The organism is Pseudomonas sp. CLCA07 (assembly GCF_053615335.1).
In genome coordinates this window covers 1,904,588-1,921,644 of the sequence record NZ_CM132131.1, presented here as the reverse complement: position 1 = coordinate 1,921,644, position 17,057 = coordinate 1,904,588, and the positions used below count along the sequence as shown (strand labels likewise).

At 58.9% G+C, this 17,057-nt stretch carries 17 protein-coding genes; 16 read left to right on the top strand and 1 reads right to left on the bottom strand.

From position 1 onward, the window contains the following. The first annotated feature begins 27 nt into the window (after nt 1-27). The 16 genes from iscA to ACWGZX_RS08650 all read left to right on the top strand — a co-directional run bounded on the left by iscA (nt 28) and on the right by ACWGZX_RS08650 (nt 15,077). Nucleotides 28-351 carry an iron-sulfur cluster assembly protein IscA gene (gene iscA / locus ACWGZX_RS08725; protein ID WP_003227904.1) on the top strand — a complete coding sequence of 108 codons (324 nt, stop codon included), beginning with the start codon at nt 28-30 and terminating at the stop codon, nt 349-351. Between the two features lie 8 nt (nt 352-359). Then, the gene (hscB, locus tag ACWGZX_RS08720; RefSeq protein ID WP_452628046.1) at nt 360-881 is read left to right on the top strand and encodes a co-chaperone HscB; all 522 of its coding nucleotides are present in this window, start codon (nt 360-362) and stop codon (nt 879-881) included. Nucleotides 882-932: 51 nt separating this feature from the next. Beyond that, nucleotides 933-2,795, top strand: a complete 1,863-nt coding sequence (gene hscA, locus ACWGZX_RS08715) for a Fe-S protein assembly chaperone HscA (RefSeq protein WP_452628045.1) — start codon at nt 933-935, stop codon at nt 2,793-2,795. 2 nt (nt 2,796-2,797) lie between these two features. Further along, complete coding sequence (fdx, locus tag ACWGZX_RS08710; RefSeq protein ID WP_452628044.1) at nt 2,798-3,139, top strand: ISC system 2Fe-2S type ferredoxin; 342 nt, start codon at nt 2,798-2,800, stop codon at nt 3,137-3,139. A 14-nt stretch (nt 3,140-3,153) separates the two neighbouring features. Beyond that, entirely contained in the window at nt 3,154-3,354 is a 201-nt protein-coding gene (gene iscX, locus ACWGZX_RS08705) for a Fe-S cluster assembly protein IscX (RefSeq protein ID WP_007903597.1), read from the top strand. Between the two features lie 92 nt (nt 3,355-3,446). Continuing rightward, complete coding sequence (ndk, locus tag ACWGZX_RS08700) at nt 3,447-3,872, top strand: nucleoside-diphosphate kinase (protein WP_007916882.1); 426 nt, start codon at nt 3,447-3,449, stop codon at nt 3,870-3,872. Between the two features lie 27 nt (nt 3,873-3,899). After that, nucleotides 3,900-5,042 (top strand): 23S rRNA (adenine(2503)-C(2))-methyltransferase RlmN, encoded by a 1,143-nt coding sequence (gene rlmN / locus ACWGZX_RS08695; RefSeq protein WP_452628043.1) that lies wholly within the window; start codon nt 3,900-3,902, stop codon nt 5,040-5,042. Between the two features lie 17 nt (nt 5,043-5,059). Beyond that, on the top strand, nt 5,060-5,818 hold the full coding sequence (gene pilW / locus ACWGZX_RS08690) for a type IV pilus biogenesis/stability protein PilW (protein WP_223512183.1): 759 nt from the start codon (nt 5,060-5,062) through the stop codon (nt 5,816-5,818). After that, complete coding sequence (locus tag ACWGZX_RS08685; RefSeq protein WP_452628042.1) at nt 5,818-6,846, top strand: RodZ domain-containing protein; 1,029 nt, start codon at nt 5,818-5,820, stop codon at nt 6,844-6,846. Before pilW ends, ACWGZX_RS08685 begins: the two co-directional genes overlap by 1 nt. 3 nt (nt 6,847-6,849) lie before the next feature. Then, a complete protein-coding gene (gene ispG, locus ACWGZX_RS08680; protein ID WP_027922758.1) occupies nt 6,850-7,959 on the top strand; it encodes a flavodoxin-dependent (E)-4-hydroxy-3-methylbut-2-enyl-diphosphate synthase in 1,110 nt (369 codons plus the stop codon). Between the two features lie 37 nt (nt 7,960-7,996). After that, nucleotides 7,997-9,286 carry a histidine--tRNA ligase gene (gene hisS, locus ACWGZX_RS08675; RefSeq protein WP_452628041.1) on the top strand — a complete coding sequence of 430 codons (1,290 nt, stop codon included), beginning with the start codon at nt 7,997-7,999 and terminating at the stop codon, nt 9,284-9,286. A 40-nt stretch (nt 9,287-9,326) separates the two neighbouring features. Further along, nucleotides 9,327-9,968 carry a tetratricopeptide repeat protein gene (locus ACWGZX_RS08670; protein WP_223512179.1) on the top strand — a complete coding sequence of 214 codons (642 nt, stop codon included), beginning with the start codon at nt 9,327-9,329 and terminating at the stop codon, nt 9,966-9,968. Further along, nucleotides 9,961-11,112, top strand: coding sequence for an outer membrane protein assembly factor BamB (gene bamB / locus ACWGZX_RS08665; protein WP_223512177.1), 1,152 nt, complete (start codon nt 9,961-9,963; stop codon nt 11,110-11,112). The genes ACWGZX_RS08670 and bamB overlap by 8 nt, the downstream gene beginning before the upstream one ends. A 260-nt stretch (nt 11,113-11,372) precedes the next feature. Continuing rightward, nucleotides 11,373-12,842 carry a ribosome biogenesis GTPase Der gene (der, locus tag ACWGZX_RS08660; protein WP_150747938.1) on the top strand — a complete coding sequence of 490 codons (1,470 nt, stop codon included), beginning with the start codon at nt 11,373-11,375 and terminating at the stop codon, nt 12,840-12,842. 307 nt (nt 12,843-13,149) lie between these two features. Further along, nucleotides 13,150-14,298, top strand: coding sequence for a pyridoxal phosphate-dependent aminotransferase (locus tag ACWGZX_RS08655; protein WP_452628040.1), 1,149 nt, complete (start codon nt 13,150-13,152; stop codon nt 14,296-14,298). Next, nucleotides 14,286-15,077: an amidohydrolase gene (locus ACWGZX_RS08650; protein ID WP_452628039.1), complete on the top strand. Its 792-nt coding sequence runs from the start codon at nt 14,286-14,288 to the stop codon at nt 15,075-15,077. Before ACWGZX_RS08655 ends, ACWGZX_RS08650 begins: the two co-directional genes overlap by 13 nt. A gap of 179 nt (nt 15,078-15,256) precedes the next feature. Here the strand turns inward: ACWGZX_RS08650 and leuA are convergent, their stop codons facing one another. After that, complete coding sequence (gene leuA, locus ACWGZX_RS08645) at nt 15,257-16,936, bottom strand: 2-isopropylmalate synthase (protein WP_452628038.1); 1,680 nt, start codon at nt 16,934-16,936, stop codon at nt 15,257-15,259. Nucleotides 16,937-17,057 lie beyond the last annotated feature (121 nt).

Here is a 17,057-nt window from a genome sequence, read left to right as displayed (position 1 = left end):
GTTTTGGCGACGAGTAAGGAGTCACCGATGGCTATCAGCATGACAGAAGCGGCTGCTCGACACGTGCGGCGCTCCCTCGACGGGCGCGGCAAAGGTGAAGGGATTCGTCTGGGTGTTCGCACCACAGGCTGTTCCGGCCTTGCCTACGTGCTGGAGTTTGTCGACGAGGTGGTTGCAGAGGATCAGGTGTTCGAAAGTCACGGTGAAAAAGTGATTATCGACCCGAAAAGCCTGGCCTACCTGGACGGCACTGAGCTCGATTTCGTCAAGGAAGGGTTGAACGAAGGCTTCAAGTTCAACAACCCCAACGTGCGCGGTGAATGTGGCTGCGGCGAAAGCTTCAACATCTGAGGCTTGTCGTGGGTACTCCTTGTCATTTCGCTTTATTTGAGCTGCAACCGAGTTTCAATCTGGACCTCGACCAGCTGGCTACGCGCTACCGTGAGTTGGCGCGCAGTGTTCATCCGGACCGCTTTGCTGACGCTTCCGAGCGTGAGCAGCGGTTGGCGCTAGAGAAATCCGCGAGCCTCAACGAGGCCTACCAGACGCTCAAAAGTCCCCCTAAGCGTGCGCGTTACTTGCTCGCTTTGAATGGTGGCGAGCTGCCGCTGGAGGTCACGGTGCATGATCCGGAGTTTCTTCTGCAGCAGATGGAGCTGCGTGAAGAGCTCGAAGACCTGCAAGACAGCGCCGATCTGGCCGGTGTTGCAGCGTTCAAGCGTCGGCTGAAAGCCGCGCAGGATGTATTGAATCAAAGCTTCGCGGCTTGTTGGAATGATGCGGCGCACCGTGAACAGGCCGAACGCCTGATGCGGCGCATGCAGTTCCTCGACAAGCTCACCTACGAAGTGCGCCAGTTAGAAGAGCGCCTCGACGATTAACCCAGTGCCGCTCCGGTCGCACGCCTGATATACAGATAAGTCCTGATACCAATGGCCCTACTGCAGATCGCCGAACCCGGCCAAAGTCCTCAACCGCACCAGCGTCGTCTGGCTGTGGGGATCGACTTGGGCACTACCAATTCGCTGGTCGCTGCGTTGCGCAGTGGTCTTTCCGAGCCTCTGGCCGACGCTGACGGGCAGGTCATTCTGCCATCAGCCGTGCGCTATCACGCCGATCGCGTCGAAGTCGGCGAGTCAGCCAAACTGGCTGCCGCGACCGATCCTTTGAATACGGTGCTGTCGGTCAAGCGCTTGATGGGTCGTGGTCTGTCCGACGTCAAGCAATTGGGCGATCAACTGCCGTACCGCTTTCTGGACGGCGAGTCGCACATGCCGTTCATCGACACCGTTCAGGGACCGAAAAGCCCGGTCGAAGTCTCCGCCGACATCCTGAAAGTGTTGCGTCAGCGCGCCGAAGCGACGTTGGGTGGTGAGCTGGTCGGTGCGGTGATCACCGTTCCGGCCTATTTCGATGATGCGCAGCGTCAAGCCACCAAGGATGCGGCCAAGCTGGCCGGTCTGAACGTGCTGCGTTTGCTCAATGAGCCGACGGCTGCGGCGGTCGCTTACGGGTTGGATCAACACGCTGAGGGCCTGGTCGCCATTTATGACCTGGGCGGCGGCACTTTCGATATTTCGATTCTGCGCCTGACGGGCGGTGTGTTTGAGGTCTTGGCTACCGGCGGCGACAGCGCGCTGGGCGGCGATGACTTCGATCATGCGATCGCTGGCTGGATCATCGAGAGCGCCGGTTTGTCCGCCGATCTCGATCCGGGCGCGCAGCGTCAACTACTGCAAACTGCCTGTGCCGCCAAAGAAGCGCTGACCAATGCCTCATCGGTCGAAGTGGCTCATGGCGACTGGAAAGCCGAGCTGACCCGCGAAGCCTTTGATGCGCTGATCGAGCCGATGGTCGCTCGCAGCCTGAAAGCCTGCCGCCGCGCAGTGCGTGATTCCGGTGTTGAGCTGGAAGAAGTGCACGCGGTGGTCATGGTTGGTGGCTCAACTCGCGTGCCTCGCGTCCGTGACGCCGTCGCTGAAGCCTTTGGTCGTCAGCCGCTGACTGAAATCGATCCGGATCAAGTGGTGGCCATCGGTGCCGCGATCCAGGCCGATACGCTGGCTGGTAACAAGCGCGATGGCGATGAACTGCTGTTGCTCGACGTGATTCCGTTGTCCTTGGGGCTGGAAACCATGGGCGGTCTGATGGAGAAGGTGATTCCGCGCAACACCACCATCCCTGTCGCTCGTGCTCAGGACTTCACCACCTACAAAGACGGCCAGTCGGCCATGGCGATCTATGTGTTGCAAGGCGAGCGCGAGCTGATCAGCGACTGCCGCTCCCTGGCGCGCTTTGAATTGCGCGGTATTCCGGCGATGGTGGCCGGTGCGGCGAAGATTCGCGTGACCTTCCAGGTCGATGCCGACGGTCTGCTCAGCGTTTCGGCGCGCGAATTGGGTTCGGGCGTTGAAGCCAGCATTCAGGTCAAGCCGTCCTACGGCCTGACCGACGGCGAAATCGCGAAGATGCTCAAGGATTCGTTCCAGCACGCCAATGACGACAAGGTTGCCCGTGTGCTGCGTGAGCAGCAGGTCGACGCACAACGCCTGATTGAAGCGGTACAGGCTGCTCTGGAGGCTGATGGCGAGCGCTTGCTCGACGCCGAAGAGCGTCTGGTCATCGACATGCAGGTGCAGGAATTGACCGAACTGATGAAAGGTACTGATGGTTACGCCATCGAGCAGCAGACCAAGCGTCTGTCGCAAGTGACCGATGCCTTTGCTGCCCGCCGCCTGGACTCGACGGTGAAAGCCGCGCTGGCGGGGCGCAACCTGAATGAGATTGAGGAATAACGATGCCGCAGGTCATTTTTCTGCCACACGAGAGGTTTTGCCCGGAAGGCATGGTTGTTGAGGCTGAGACAGGTATATCCATTCTCGAACTGGCGCATGAGCACCATATCGAGATGGAAAGTGCTTGTGGCGGCGTCTGTGCCTGCACCACCTGTCACTGCCTTATTCGTGAAGGCTTTGACTCGCTGGAAGAGGCTGACGAGCTGGAAGAAGACTATCTTGATAAGGCTTGGGGGCTGGAAGCTCAGTCCCGCCTGGGCTGTCAGGCCAAAGTCGGGACTGAAGACCTGACGGTTGAAATTCCGAAATACTCGCTCAACCATGCGGCTGAAGCGGCGCACTGATTCAAGGAAGCGACATGAGTCTGAAATGGGTTGATGTGCTCGAAATCGCGATCCAGCTGGCTGAATCCAGGCCAGAAGTGGATCCGCGTTATGTGAACTTCGTCGATCTGCACCAATGGGTGCTGGCATTGCCGGAGTTCAGTGATGATCCGACCCGCGGTGGCGAGAAGGTGCTTGAAGCCATTCAGGCCGCCTGGATCGAAGAAGCAGACTGAGTCTGCACCGTACGCAGTTAGGCAATACCCAAGAACCCGCGTATAATTCGCGGGTTTAATTTTTCACAAATTACCGTTTCTGGAGTTACACCATGGCTGTTCAACGTACTTTCTCCATCATCAAGCCTGACGCTGTTGCAAAAAACGTCATCGGCGAGATCACCACTCGTTTCGAAAAAGCAGGCCTGCGCGTTGTAGCTTCGAAACTGAAGCAACTGTCCAAAGCTGAAGCTGAAGGCTTCTACGCTGAGCACAGCGCTCGTGGTTTCTTCGGCGACCTGGTTGCTTTCATGATCTCCGGCCCGGTTGTTGTTCAGGTTCTGGAAGGCGAAAACGCTATCGCTCTGAACCGTGAGCTGATGGGCGCTACCAACCCTAAAGAAGCTGCTGCCGGCACCATCCGCGCTGACTTCGCTGATTCCATCGATGCCAACGCTGTGCACGGTTCGGACTCCGAAGCCGCTGCTGCTCGCGAAATCTCGTACTTCTTCGCAGCTACTGAAGTAACCACTCGCTAAGCATTGCTTAAGAGTGAAGGTGAATCCATGACTACATCGACTGTAAAAACCAACCTGCTGGGTCTGACTCAACAGGAAATGGAAAAATTCTTCGACTCAATCGGGGAGAAGCGTTTCCGTGCCGGTCAGGTAATGAAATGGATTCACCACCTTGGCGTCGATGATTTCGACGCCATGACGAACGTCAGCAAGGCCCTGCGCGACAAGCTCAAGGTCATTGCTGAAGTCCGCGGCCCCGAAGTGGTCAGCGAGGACATTTCCACCGACGGCACCCGTAAGTGGGTGGTGCGTGTGGCGTCCGGCAGCTGCGTCGAGACTGTGTACATTCCTCAGGGCAAACGCGGCACCTTGTGCGTTTCGTCCCAGGCAGGCTGTGCCCTGGATTGCAGTTTCTGCTCCACCGGCAAGCAAGGTTTCAACAGCAACCTCACCGCCGCCGAAGTCATCGGTCAGGTGTGGATTGCCAATAAATCGTTCGGCAGCATCCCGGCGACCGCCGACCGTGCCATCACCAACGTGGTGATGATGGGCATGGGCGAGCCGCTGCTGAACTTCGACAACGTCGTTGCGGCCATGCACCTGATGATGGACGACCTGGGTTACGGCATTTCCAAGCGCCGTGTGACCCTGTCGACCTCCGGCGTGGTGCCGATGATCGATGAGCTGTCCAAGCACATCGACGTCTCGCTGGCGTTGTCGCTGCACGCACCGAATGACGCATTGCGTAACCAATTGGTGCCGATCAACAAGAAGTATCCGCTTAAGATGCTGCTCGAGTCATGCCAGCGCTACATGTCGTCCCTGGGCGAAAAGCGCGTGCTGACCATCGAGTACACCTTGCTCAAGGACGTCAACGACAAGGTTGAACATGCCGTTGAGATGATCGAGTTGCTCAAGAACATCCCATGCAAGATCAACCTGATTCCGTTCAACCCGTTCCCGCATTCCGGTTATGAGCGCCCGAGCAACAACGCGATTCGCCGGTTTCAGGATCAGCTTCACCATGCAGGTTTCAATGTCACCGTACGCACCACCCGCGGTGAAGACATCGATGCCGCGTGTGGCCAATTGGTAGGGCAGGTGCTGGATCGCACCCGTCGCAGCGAACGTTATATCGCCGTGCGCGAGTTAAGCGCCGAAAACGATATGGCTTCAAACGCCGCGAAATAATTCAAGAGAGGATCTCTATGTCCCTGCGCTTTGCGCTGCTTTTGCTGTGGGCCAGCCTGTGTGCTGGTTGTGTCCTGTCGGGCGATTTCAACCCGATGAAGACCAGCAAGGGCCGTGATGAGGCGCGTGTTGCCTACGTGCAACTGGGCTTGGGCTACTTGCAACAAGGCATGACCGAACGCGCTAAAGTCCCGCTGAAAAAGGCGTTGGAGCTGGATGACTCGGACCCGGATGCCAATGCGGCATTAGGGTTGGTGTTTCAGGCTGAAATGGAGCCTGAACTGGCAGACCAGTATTTTCGCAAGGCGCTGTCCTCCCGCCCCAACGATGCGCGAATCCTGAACAACTACGGCAGTTTCCTGTTCGAAGAAAAACGTTACAAAGAGGCGTACGAGCGCTTTGAACAGGCCGCCGCCGATACGCTGTATCCTGAGCGTTCGCGAGTATTCGAGAACCTGGGCATGACCGCATCAAAGCTGGGTGAGCGTGATCTCGCGCAGCAGCAACTGGAAAAAGCCCTGCGTTTGAATCGCCAACAGCCACGTGCATTACTCGAAATGGCTGAGTTGTCCTTCGAAGACAGGCATTATGTGCCCGCGCGTGACTATTACGATCGTTTTAGCCTGCTGGCCGAGCAAAATGCACGTAGTCTATTGCTCGGCGTTCGGCTGGCAACAGTGTTCGATGATCGCGACAAGGCCGCCAGTGCGGGCCTGCAACTAAAACGACTCTATCCCGGTACCCCGGAATATCAGCAATACCTGTCGGAGCAATGATGAAAGCGGCGCATCCCGAAGTTGTAGCAGCGAATCGCGTTAACCCCGGTGAAACTTTGCGCCAGGCTCGCGAAAGCAATGGCTGGTCGCTGGCCGAAGTGGCCCTCAAGCTCAACCTCACTGTGACCTCCTTGAGCAATCTGGAAGCCGGCGCATTCGACAAGCTGCCTGGGCATACCTTTGCTCGCGGTTATATCCGTGCGTACGCCAAATTGCTGGGCATGGACCAAGCCGTTCTGGTCCAGCAGTTCGACCAATCGACTGGCACCGATTCCCACGGCAGCAGCGTGCACAGCCTGGGTCGTATCGAAGAGCCAGTGCGGGTTTCCCATACGATTTTGCGAATTGTCAGCCTGTTGTTGCTGATCGCGGTCATTGGTGGCGGTTTTGTCTGGTGGCAGGATCAAACCTCGCTGCGCACCAAGGATTTGATCGGTCTGAGCCCGGAACACGTTGAAGTGGAAGGTGCCGACGGCACCACCCAGATCCATCCGCTGGACGAGCCGGAAGACCAGGCCGTCGCGCAAGGTCAGGCTGAAAGCGCTACCCCGCTGGCGTTGCCGCAAGCTGAAACCTCCTCTGAAGCGCCGGCTGAAGCTGAAGCAACGTCGCCTGTTGTCGCACCGACAGCCCCGACGCCAGTTGCCCCGACGCACAACGTCGCTCCAGTTGTTGCAGCACCGGCTGCTCCGGCTCCGGCTCCGGCTGTTCCAGTGGTTCCGGCACCGGTGGTGACCGCTCCGGTTGCTCCGGCTTCGGCTCCGGTCGCAACAGCTCCAGTGGCCGGCCAAGGCCAGGTTCAGCTGAAGTTCACCGCCGACTGCTGGGCGCAAGTGACCGATGGCGCTGGTAAGGTGCTGTTGAGTGGTCTCAAGCGTAAAGGCGATAGCGTTTCCGTCAGCGGCAAGCCTCCGTTTTCTGTGCGTCTGGGCTTCGCCCGTGGCGCGCAGGTCAGCTACAACGGTCAGGCGGTTGATGTCGCTCCGTTCACCAGTGGCGAGACTGCTCGCCTGAAGTTGGGTCAATAAGTCATGCACGGCGAATCTCCAATCAAACGTCGCGAATCCCGCAAGATCTGGGTCGGTAACGTGCCTGTTGGCGGCGATGCACCCATCGCTGTGCAGAGCATGACCAACAGCGATACCAATGACGTTGCCGCCACCGTGGCCCAGATCAATCGTCTGGAAGCCGCTGGCGTCGATATCGTGCGCATTTCTGTGCCGGATATGGATGCCGCCGAAGCCTTCGGCAAGATCAAGAAACTGGTCAAAGTGCCGTTGGTGGCTGACATCCACTTCGACTACCGGATCGCCTTGCGCGTAGCCGAGTTGGGTGTTGACTGCCTGCGGATCAACCCGGGCAATATCGGTCGTGAAGACCGTGTACGCGCGGTGGTCGATGCCGCCCGTGATCGCGGGATTCCTATCCGCATCGGCGTCAACGCCGGCTCCCTGGAAAAAGACCTGCAAAAGAAGTACGGCGAGCCCACCCCGGCTGCGCTGGTCGAGTCTGCCCTGCGTCACGTCGAGCACCTCGAACGCCTGAATTTCCAGGACTTCAAGGTCAGCGTGAAGGCCTCCGACGTGTTCATGGCCGTCGAAGCCTACCGCCTGCTGGCCAAGGAAATCGTCCAGCCTTTGCATTTGGGTATCACCGAAGCGGGTGGTTTGCGTTCTGGCACAGTGAAATCCGCCGTGGGCCTCGGTATGCTGCTCGCCGAAGGGATTGGCGATACTATTCGCATCTCGTTGGCGGCTGACCCGGTCGAGGAAGTGAAAGTCGGCTACGACATTCTCAAATCCCTGCATCTGCGTTCCCGTGGCATCAACTTCATCGCCTGCCCGAGCTGCTCGCGGCAGAACTTCGATGTGGTCAAAACCATGAACGAGCTGGAAGGGCGTCTCGAAGACCTGCTGGTGCCGCTGGATGTCGCGGTCATCGGATGCGTGGTCAACGGGCCGGGTGAAGCCAAGGAAGCCCATATCGGCTTGACCGGCGGCACGCCAAACCTGATTTACATCGACGGCAAGCCGTCGCAGAAACTGACGAATGACAATCTGGTGGATGAGCTTGAACGCTTGATCCGCCAGAAAGCGGCCGAAAAGGTCGAAGCTGACGCTGCCGTTATTGCGCGTGGCTGAGCCTGACTAAAGAGCCGAACGAATTTAAGGATTTATTGTGAGCAAGTCTTTGCAAGCCATTCGTGGCATGAACGATATCCTGCCCGAACAGACTCCCCTGTGGCGTCATTTCGAGGGCACTGTTTCGCGTCTGCTGGATAACTACGGTTACAAGCAGATCCGCATGCCGATCGTCGAGTTCACCGAGCTGTTCAAGCGCTCCATCGGTGAAGTGACCGACATCGTCGAAAAAGAGATGTACACCTTCGACGACCGCAACGGCGACTCCCTGACCCTGCGTCCTGAAGGCACGGCAGCGTGCGTGCGTGCGGTGCTTGAGCACGGCATCACCGGCGGTGGCCAGGTGCAGAAACTCTGGTACATCGGCCCGATGTTTCGCCACGAGCGTCCACAGAAAGGCCGTTATCGCCAGTTCCATCAGATCGGTGTCGAGGTGTTCAACCTCGACGGTCCGGACATCGATGCCGAGCTGATCGTGCTGACCTGGCGCCTGTGGGGCGAGCTGGGCATTCGTGATGCGGTCAAGCTCGAACTCAACAGCCTGGGCACTGCCGAGTCGCGCGGTCGCTATCGTGAAGCGCTGGTCGAGTTCCTGTCCGCACATCTGGACAAGCTGGACGAAGACAGCCAGCGCCGTCTGAAGACCAACCCGCTGCGAGTTCTGGATACCAAGAACGCCGACACGCAAGCCATCCTGATGGACGCGCCGAAAATGGCCGACTACCTGGACGATGAGTCCCGCGTGCACTTCGAGGGTCTGAAGGCTCGTCTGGACGCCGCCGGCATTCCTTATGTGATCAACCCGAAACTGGTTCGCGGGCTGGATTACTACAGCAAGACCGTTTTCGAATGGGTCACCGACAAGTTGGGCGCCCAGGGCACCGTGTGTGCCGGTGGTCGTTACGACGGTCTGGTCGAGCAGATGGGCGGCAAGCCGACCACGGGCGTTGGTTTCGCCATGGGTATCGAACGCTTGGTGCTGTTGCTTGAAACCCTGGAGCAGATCCCGGAAGAAATCTCCCGTCAGGTCGACGTCTACCTCTGCGCCTTCGGTGAAGCGGCGGAGCTGGCGGGCCTGACCCTGAGCGAACGTGTCCGTGATCAATTACCCAACCTGCGCCTGCAAGTCAATGCCGGCGCCGGCAGCTTCAAAAGCCAGTTCAAGAAGGCCGACAAGAGCGGTGCGCTGTATGCACTGATCCTCGGTGACGATGAGATGGCCCAGCAAGTGGTAGGTTTCAAACCCCTGCGTGGCCAGGGCGAACAACAAAGTATTGCCTGGGATGCGCTTGCTGCACACCTGGCCACCTGCGTCGTGCAGGGTTGAAGCTGTCAAACAGCCGATTTAGCGATTAAGGAGTATTGGGGTGTCGAGTACCGAAGACGAACATCTGGCGGATTTGAAGGACTGGTGGTCACGCAACGGCAAGCCCTTGGTCACTGGCGGCCTGTTGGCGCTGGTCATCGTGTTCGGCTGGCAAGCCTTTCACAAGTATCAGAGCAATCAGTCGCAGGGCGCCTCGATGCTCTATCAGCAATTGCTCGAAACCACGCTGACGCCTGATGGCAAGCCTGACGCAGCCCGTGTTGCCGACTTGGCCGGCAAGCTCAACAGCGAGTTCGCCGGTAGCGCATACGCTCAGTACGGCAGCCTGTTCGTGGCGAAAGTCGCGGTCGACAGCGCCAAGCTGGACGACGCAGTCACCGAGCTGAAAGCCATTGTCGCCAAACCGGCCAACCCGGCACTGGGCGAAATTGCCCGTCAGCGCCTGGCGCAGGTACTGGCCGCGCAGAACAAGGCCGATGAAGCCTTGAAACTGCTCGAAGGCGATGCCGACAAAGCATTCCTGGCCACTCGCGAAGAACTTAAAGGCGACCTGCTGGTGCAGTTGGGTCGTACCGACGAAGCGAACAAGGCGTATCAAAAAGCCAAGGCCGCCCTGTCGGATGAAGCGGCGGTCGGCGGCCTGCAAATCAAGCTGGATGATCTGGCCAAAGGGGATGCGTGACGTGATTCGTTGGAAGCATGCAGCATTGCTGGCCCTGGCCATTTTGGCCGCGGGTTGCAGCAGCAACAGCAAAAAGGAATTGCCACCTGCCGAGCTGGTCGACTTCAAAGAAGAAGTGGTTCTGCAAAAGCAGTGGAGTCGTTCGATCGGTGACGGTCAGGGTAAATCCTACAACATGCTGGTACCGGCGATTGATGGCGAAACCATCTATGCCGGCGACGTCACTGGCGTGGTGATGGCGATGAATCGCAGCAATGGCGACGTCAAATGGAAGAAAGATCTCGACCTGCCTGTTTCCGGCGCCGTTGGCGTGGGTTACGGTCTGGTCATGATCGGTACGCTCCAGGGCGAAATCGTTGCCATGGACGCGATCAACGGTGAAGAGAAATGGCGCGCTCGCGTGAACAGTGAAGTTCTCGCGCCGCCGGCCACCAACGGTGACGTGGTGGTGGTTCAGACTCAGGACGACCGTCTGATCGGTCTGGATGCCGCGACTGGCAACCAGCGCTGGTTGTATGACAGCACCCCTGCGGTCCTGACGCTGCGCGGCACCAGTGCACCGATCGTGACCAACCGTTTAGCGGTAGCAGGCCTGTCGACCGGTAAAGTGGTCGCTCTCAATGTCTCCAACGGCGTGCCGGTGTGGGAACAACGTGTAGCGATCCCACAGGGTCGTTCGGAGCTGGAGCGTGTGGTCGACATCGACGGCGGCTTGCTGCTGTCCGGCGGTACGCTGTACGTCGCCAGCTATCAGGGCCGTCTTGCGGCACTGGACCTGGAAAGCGGGCGTCAGCTCTGGCAGCGTGATGCTTCCAGCTATGCTGGCGTCGCCCAGGGGTTTGGCAACGTTTACGTGAGCCTGGCTTCGGGCACCGTTGAAGGCGTCGACGAACGTTCCACCTCTGCGTTGTGGAGCAATGATTCGCTGGCCCGCCGTCAACTGTCGGCTCCGGAAGTTTTCTCCAGCTACGTTGCAGTCGGCGATATGGAAGGCTACCTGCACCTGCTGAGTCAGGTGGACGGTCGTTTCGTCGGCCGCGAGCGCATCGACAGCGACGGCCTGCGTGCCCGTCCGCTGGTGGTGGGTGACACGATTTATGTATATGGCAACAGCGGCAAACTGGAAGCCCTGACCATTAAGTAACATTATTTTCTGAAGGAGCCGAGCGAAGCTCAGGCAAGGCAAAAATCAGCGAGGGAGCGGAGTTGACTTTAGTCAATGAGCATCCTGAGCTGATTTTTAACGCAGCATGAGCGAGCGCAGGCCCTTTAGCTATGCTTGGGGTTTAACCCCAGGCAACCCCGTAACACGGGGTTCGCAGCGCCCTCAAGCGTTGCCCCGAGCACCAGCCGCTGCCTCGCAGCGGCTTTTGTATTTTCTGAAATAACGAAGTGGAGAGCCGCATGGTTCCCGTAATCGCCCTGGTGGGCCGACCGAACGTCGGCAAGTCCACCTTGTTCAACCGCCTGACCAGGACTCGCGACGCCATCGTCGGCGACTTGTCCGGTCTGACCCGTGATCGCCAATACGGTGAGGCCAAGTGGCAAGGGCGTTCCTACATTCTGGTCGACACCGGCGGTATCTCCGGTGACGAGCACGGTATGGACGAAAAAATGGCCGAGCAGTCGCTGCTGGCCATTGAAGAAGCCGATGTCGTTCTGTTCCTGGTAGATGCCAAGGCTGGCTTCACCGCCGCCGACCAGATGATCGCCGAGCATTTGCGCAAACGTAACAAGCGTTCTTACGTGGTTGCCAACAAGGTCGACAACATCGACCCTGAAATGGCCCGCGCTGAATTCGCCCCGTTGGGCATGGGCCACGCGATCCCTATCGCTGGTGCTCATGGTCGTGGCATCACCCAGATGCTGGAAATCGCCCTGAGCGATTTCCCGAAAGACGACGAAGAGCCGGAAGACGGCGAAGAAGAGATCGTTGCCGAAGGTGAGGAAGCCAAGCGCATTCCTGGCCCAAGCGAAAAAGACGGTATCAAGATCGCTATCATCGGTCGCCCGAACGTCGGCAAGTCGACCCTGGTTAACCGCATGCTCGGTGAAGACCGGGTGATCGTGTATGACCAGCCTGGTACGACACGCGACAGTATCTACATCCCGTTCGAGCGTAACGACGAGAAGTACACGCTGATCGACACCGCCGGTGTGCGCAAGCGCGGCAAGATCCACGAAGAAGTTGAAAAATTCTCCGTGGTCAAAACCCTGCAAGCGATCAAAGACGCCAACGTGGTGATCTTCGTCATGGACGCGCGCGAAGGCGTGGTGGACCACGACCTCAACCTGCTGGGCTTCGCCATTGAGTCGGGTCGTGCGCTGGTTATCGCGATCAACAAGTGGGACGGCATGACGCCGAGCGAGCGCGACTTCGTGAAGGTCGAGCTGCAACGTCGACTGTTCTTCGTTGACTACGCCGACATCCACTTCATCTCGGCGCTGCACGGTACGGGCGTGGGCAATCTCTACGCCTCGGTACAGAACTCGTTCAAGTCCGCCGTGACCCGTTGGCCAACCAACCGCCTCACCCAGATTCTGGAAGATGCGGTCGGTGAGCACGCGCCGCCGATGGTCAACAACCGCCGGATCAAACTGCGTTATGCCCACTTGGGTGGCGCGAACCCGCCGATCATCGTGATTCACGGTAACCAGATCGAGAAGGTGCCGAAGTCTTACGTCCGGTATCTGGAAAACACTTACCGTCGTGTCTTGAAGCTGGTCGGTACGCCGATCCGCATCGAGTTCAAGGGCGGTGAGAACCCGTACGAAGGCAACAAGAACTCGCTTACAGACCGTCAGGTCAACAAGAAGCGTCGCATGATGTCGCACCACAAAAAGGCCGACAAAAAGCGCCGCGACAAGCGCTGATCCAGGCCTTCACACTATTTTGTGTGGAGGGCTTGTTGTGGCGAGGGGGCTTGTCGGACCGCCGCACCGCCCCGTTCGGCTGCGAAGCAGTCGTAAAACCTGCACTACGGTTTATCTGACAGACCGCAGTGGATAGTTCTAGGGCGGCTGCGCCACCCAACGGGGGCAAGCCCCCTCACCACAGGGTTATGCGGTGAATGTTTAAGAAGGGCGCCAGTTGGCGCTCTTTTTTTATGGGCGCCGGATGGGCTATCCTCGGGCTCTCCCGCGCCGCCATTAGCGCCGGGTGTAGAGCAGGGAATGACCGATGATCACCAGTAAGCTGCCGAATGTCGGCATCACTATCTTCACTCAGATGTCTCAACTCGCGGCACAAACCGGGGCGATCAACCTGTCCCAGGGTTTTCCCGATTTCGATGCCCCGCAGGCCCTGTGTGATGCGGTTGGCCGGCACATCGCCAATGGCCACAACCAATATTCGCCAATGACTGGCCTGCCTGCGTTGCGCCAGCAAGTGGCGGCGAAGATCGCTCGCAGCTATGGCGTCAACGTCGATGCCGACCACGAAGTGACCATCACACCCGGCGCCACGCAGGCGATCTTCTGCGCTATTCAGGCGGTTATCCACAGCGGCGACGAAGTCATCGTGTTCGACCCCTGCTACGACAGTTATGAACCGTCGGTGGAACTGGCCGGCGGACGTTGCGTGCATGTGCAACTCGGGCTGAATGATTTCTCCATCGACTTCCAGAAGCTGGCCGAGGCCATTACGCCGCGCACGCGGATGATCGTTCTCAACTCACCGCATAACCCGAGTGGCGCGTTGATCAGCCGTGCCGAACTGGATCAGTTGGCGGATTTGATTCGCGGTCGCGACATCTATCTGGTCAGCGACGAAGTCTATGAACACCTGGTGTTCGATGGCGTGCCTCACGTCAGTGTGCTGAATCACGAAGAGTTGTATCAGCGCGCTTTCGTGGTCAGTTCCTTCGGTAAGACTTACCACGTCACGGGCTGGAAAACCGGCTACGTGGTCGCACCGCCGGCGCTCACTGCCGAGTTGCGCAAGGTTCATCAATACGTCAGTTTCTGCGGCGTGACACCGCTGCAATTTGCCTTGGCCGACTTCATGGCCGAGCATCCTGAGCACGTCGAAGAGTTACCCGGTTTCTATCAAGCCAAGCGTGATCTGTTCTGTGATCTGCTGACGCCTTCGCGGTTCAGTTTCACTCGCGTGACCGGCACTTATTTCCAGTTGGTCGACTACTCGCAGATCCGCCCGGACCTCAATGACGTCGAGATGGCGCTGTGGATGACCCGCGAACATGGCGTGGCGAGTATTCCGATCTCGGTGTTCTACCAGGCCCCACCCGCAGGCCAGCGCCTGGTGCGCTTGTGCTTCGCCAAACGCGAGGAGACCCTGCGTGAAGCAGCGGCAAAACTATGCGTGATCTGAGTGCACTGCCTAACCTGAATGTTGCGCTGATCCAGACCTCGCTGGCCTGGCACGACCGGAAAGCCAACCTGGAGCATTTCGAGCAGTTGCTGGAGCAGGCTCGCGGTGCGGATCTGATCATCCTGCCGGAGATGTTCACCACCGGTTTCTCCATGGAATCGCAAACCCTGGCGGAGTCGGAAAACGGTCCGACCAGCAAGTGGTTGCGCGTTCAGGCGGCGAAGCTCGACGCGGTGATCACCGGTAGCATCATCGTTCAGGTCGCTGACGGCAGTCATCGCAATCGCCTGCTATGGGCGCGTCCGGAAGGGGAGGTCTGGCACTACGACAAACGTCATCTGTTCCGCATGGCCGGCGAGCATAACCACTTCACGCCGGGCGAGCGTCAGGTGCAGTTCGAACTCAAGGGCTGGCGAGTACGGCCACTGATTTGCTACGACCTGCGCTTCCCGGTCTGGAGCCGCGATGCCCAGGACACCGACTTGCTGCTGTACACCGCCAACTGGCCGGGTGCACGCCGCCAGCACTGGAACCGTTTGCTGCCTGCGCGGGCCATCGAGAACCTCTGCTATGTGGCGGCGGTGAATCGCATTGGCACGGACGGTAAAGGTTTTGCCTACACCGGCGACAGTCAGGTACTGGATTTCCAGGGGGAGACCTTGCTCAGTGCAGGCGAGGCCGATGGGGTGTTTCAGGTGGTACTGAATGCTGCGGATCTGCAGGCTTATCGCACGCGGTTTCCGGCTAATCTGGATGCGGATACATTCGAATTCACCTGAGATTTTTGCTGCCTGACCGGGCCTCTTCGCTGGCAAGCCAGCTCCTACAGGGGAATGCATTCCAAACTGTAGGAGCTGGCTTGCCAGCGAAGAGGCCATGACAGACAACACAAAAATCCCAGGCAAATAAAAAGGCCCCAAGGTTCGCACCTCGGGGCCTTTTATATTTCAGCGAACGCTTACGCCGCTTTCGCTTCCGGCTGGCTCAGCGAGCGGTTCAGCGCGCTGAACAGGGCCTTGAAGCTGGCGGTGGTGATGTTTTCATCAATACCGACGCCATGCACCGCACGCTCACTGTTCACGCGCAGTTCGATGTAGGCCGCTGCCTTGGCATTGGTGCCCGCGCCGATGGCGTGTTCGTTGTAGTCCATGATCTCCACCGGGATCGGCAGGCCAGCCACCAGGGCTTCCAGCGCACCATTGCCCTTGCCGCGCCAGTGCAGGTTGGTTTCGCCCTGACCTTTGCTGGAGACTTCCACTTCCACGGAGCTGTGACCGTTTTCTTCCTGCAGGCGATGGCTGACCAGCGCGTACGGGGTGTTGGCCTGCAAGTACTCGCTGTGCAGCAGCGCGTGGATTTGCTGAGCGGTCATTTCCAGGCCCAGGCGATCGGTTTCACGCTGCACCACCTGGCTGAATTCGATCTGCATGCGACGTGGCAAGTTGATGCCGTATTCCTGTTCCAGCAAGTAAGCGATACCGCCCTTGCCCGACTGGCTGTTGACGCGGATGACCGCCTCGTAGCTGCGACCGATATCGGCCGGGTCGATTGGCAAGTACGGCACTTCCCACAGCGCATCCGGTTTCTGCTGGGCGAAGCCCTTGCGGATGGCATCCTGGTGGGAGCCGGAGAACGCGGTGTGAACCAGGTCGCCAACGTACGGGTGACGTGGGTGCACCTGGATCTGGTTGCATTCTTCGACGACCTTGCGCACGCCGTCGATGTCGGAGAAGTCCAGCTCGGGGTGAACGCCCTGGGTGTAGAGGTTCAGTGCCACGGTCACGAGGTCGACGTTACCGGTACGCTCGCCGTTGCCGAACAGGCAGCCTTCGACACGGTCGGCGCCGGCCATCAGGCCCAACTCGGTGGCGGCTACACCGGTGCCACGGTCGTTGTGGGTGTGCAGGCTGATAATCACGCTGTCACGACGGTTGATGTGACGGCCGAACCATTCGATCTGGTCGGCGTAGATGTTCGGGGTGGCGCATTCGACGGTCGCAGGCAAGTTGAGGATCATCTTGTGCTCAGGCGTCGGGTTCCAGACCTCGATCACGGCATCGCAGACTTCTTTGGCGAACTCCAGCTCAGTGGCGCTGAAGGTCTCTGGCGAGTACTCGAAAGTCCACTCGGTGTCCGGTTGCTGGGCGGCGTATTTGACGAACAGCTTGGCCGCGCTCACAGCGATTTCCTTGACTCCGTCCTTGTCCTGATTGAAGACAATCCGGCGGAAAGAAGGGGAGGTCGCGTTGTACAGGTGAACGATGGCTTTCTTCGCGCCGCGCAGGGATTCGAAGGTGCGCTCGATCAAGTCTTCACGGCCCTGGGTCAGCACCTGAATGGTGGTGTCGTCCGGGATGTGGTTGCCTTCGATCAGGGTACGCACGAAGTCGAAGTCGGTTTGCGAAGCGGCTGGGAACGAGGCTTCGATTTCCTTCACACCGACGGACACCAGGGTTTTCCAGAAACGCAATTTCTTGACCGCGTCCATTGGCTCGATCAGCGACTGGTTGCCATCACGAAGGTCGGAGCTGCACCAGATCGGCGCAGCAGTGATGGTCTTCGACGGCCAGGTACGATCCGGGATGTCGATGGTCGGGAACGCGCGGTATTTCGAAGACGGATCTTTGAGCATGCTCATCGGGGGAATCCTTATTGTGTGGGCCGAAAAAAGGCGGCCTGCCGGTGGATCAAATGTTCTTGGGGAAAAGCGTGGAGCGAGGCGCCGCAAATTCAGCCCGGCAGTCGTGCGCTGACGAGGC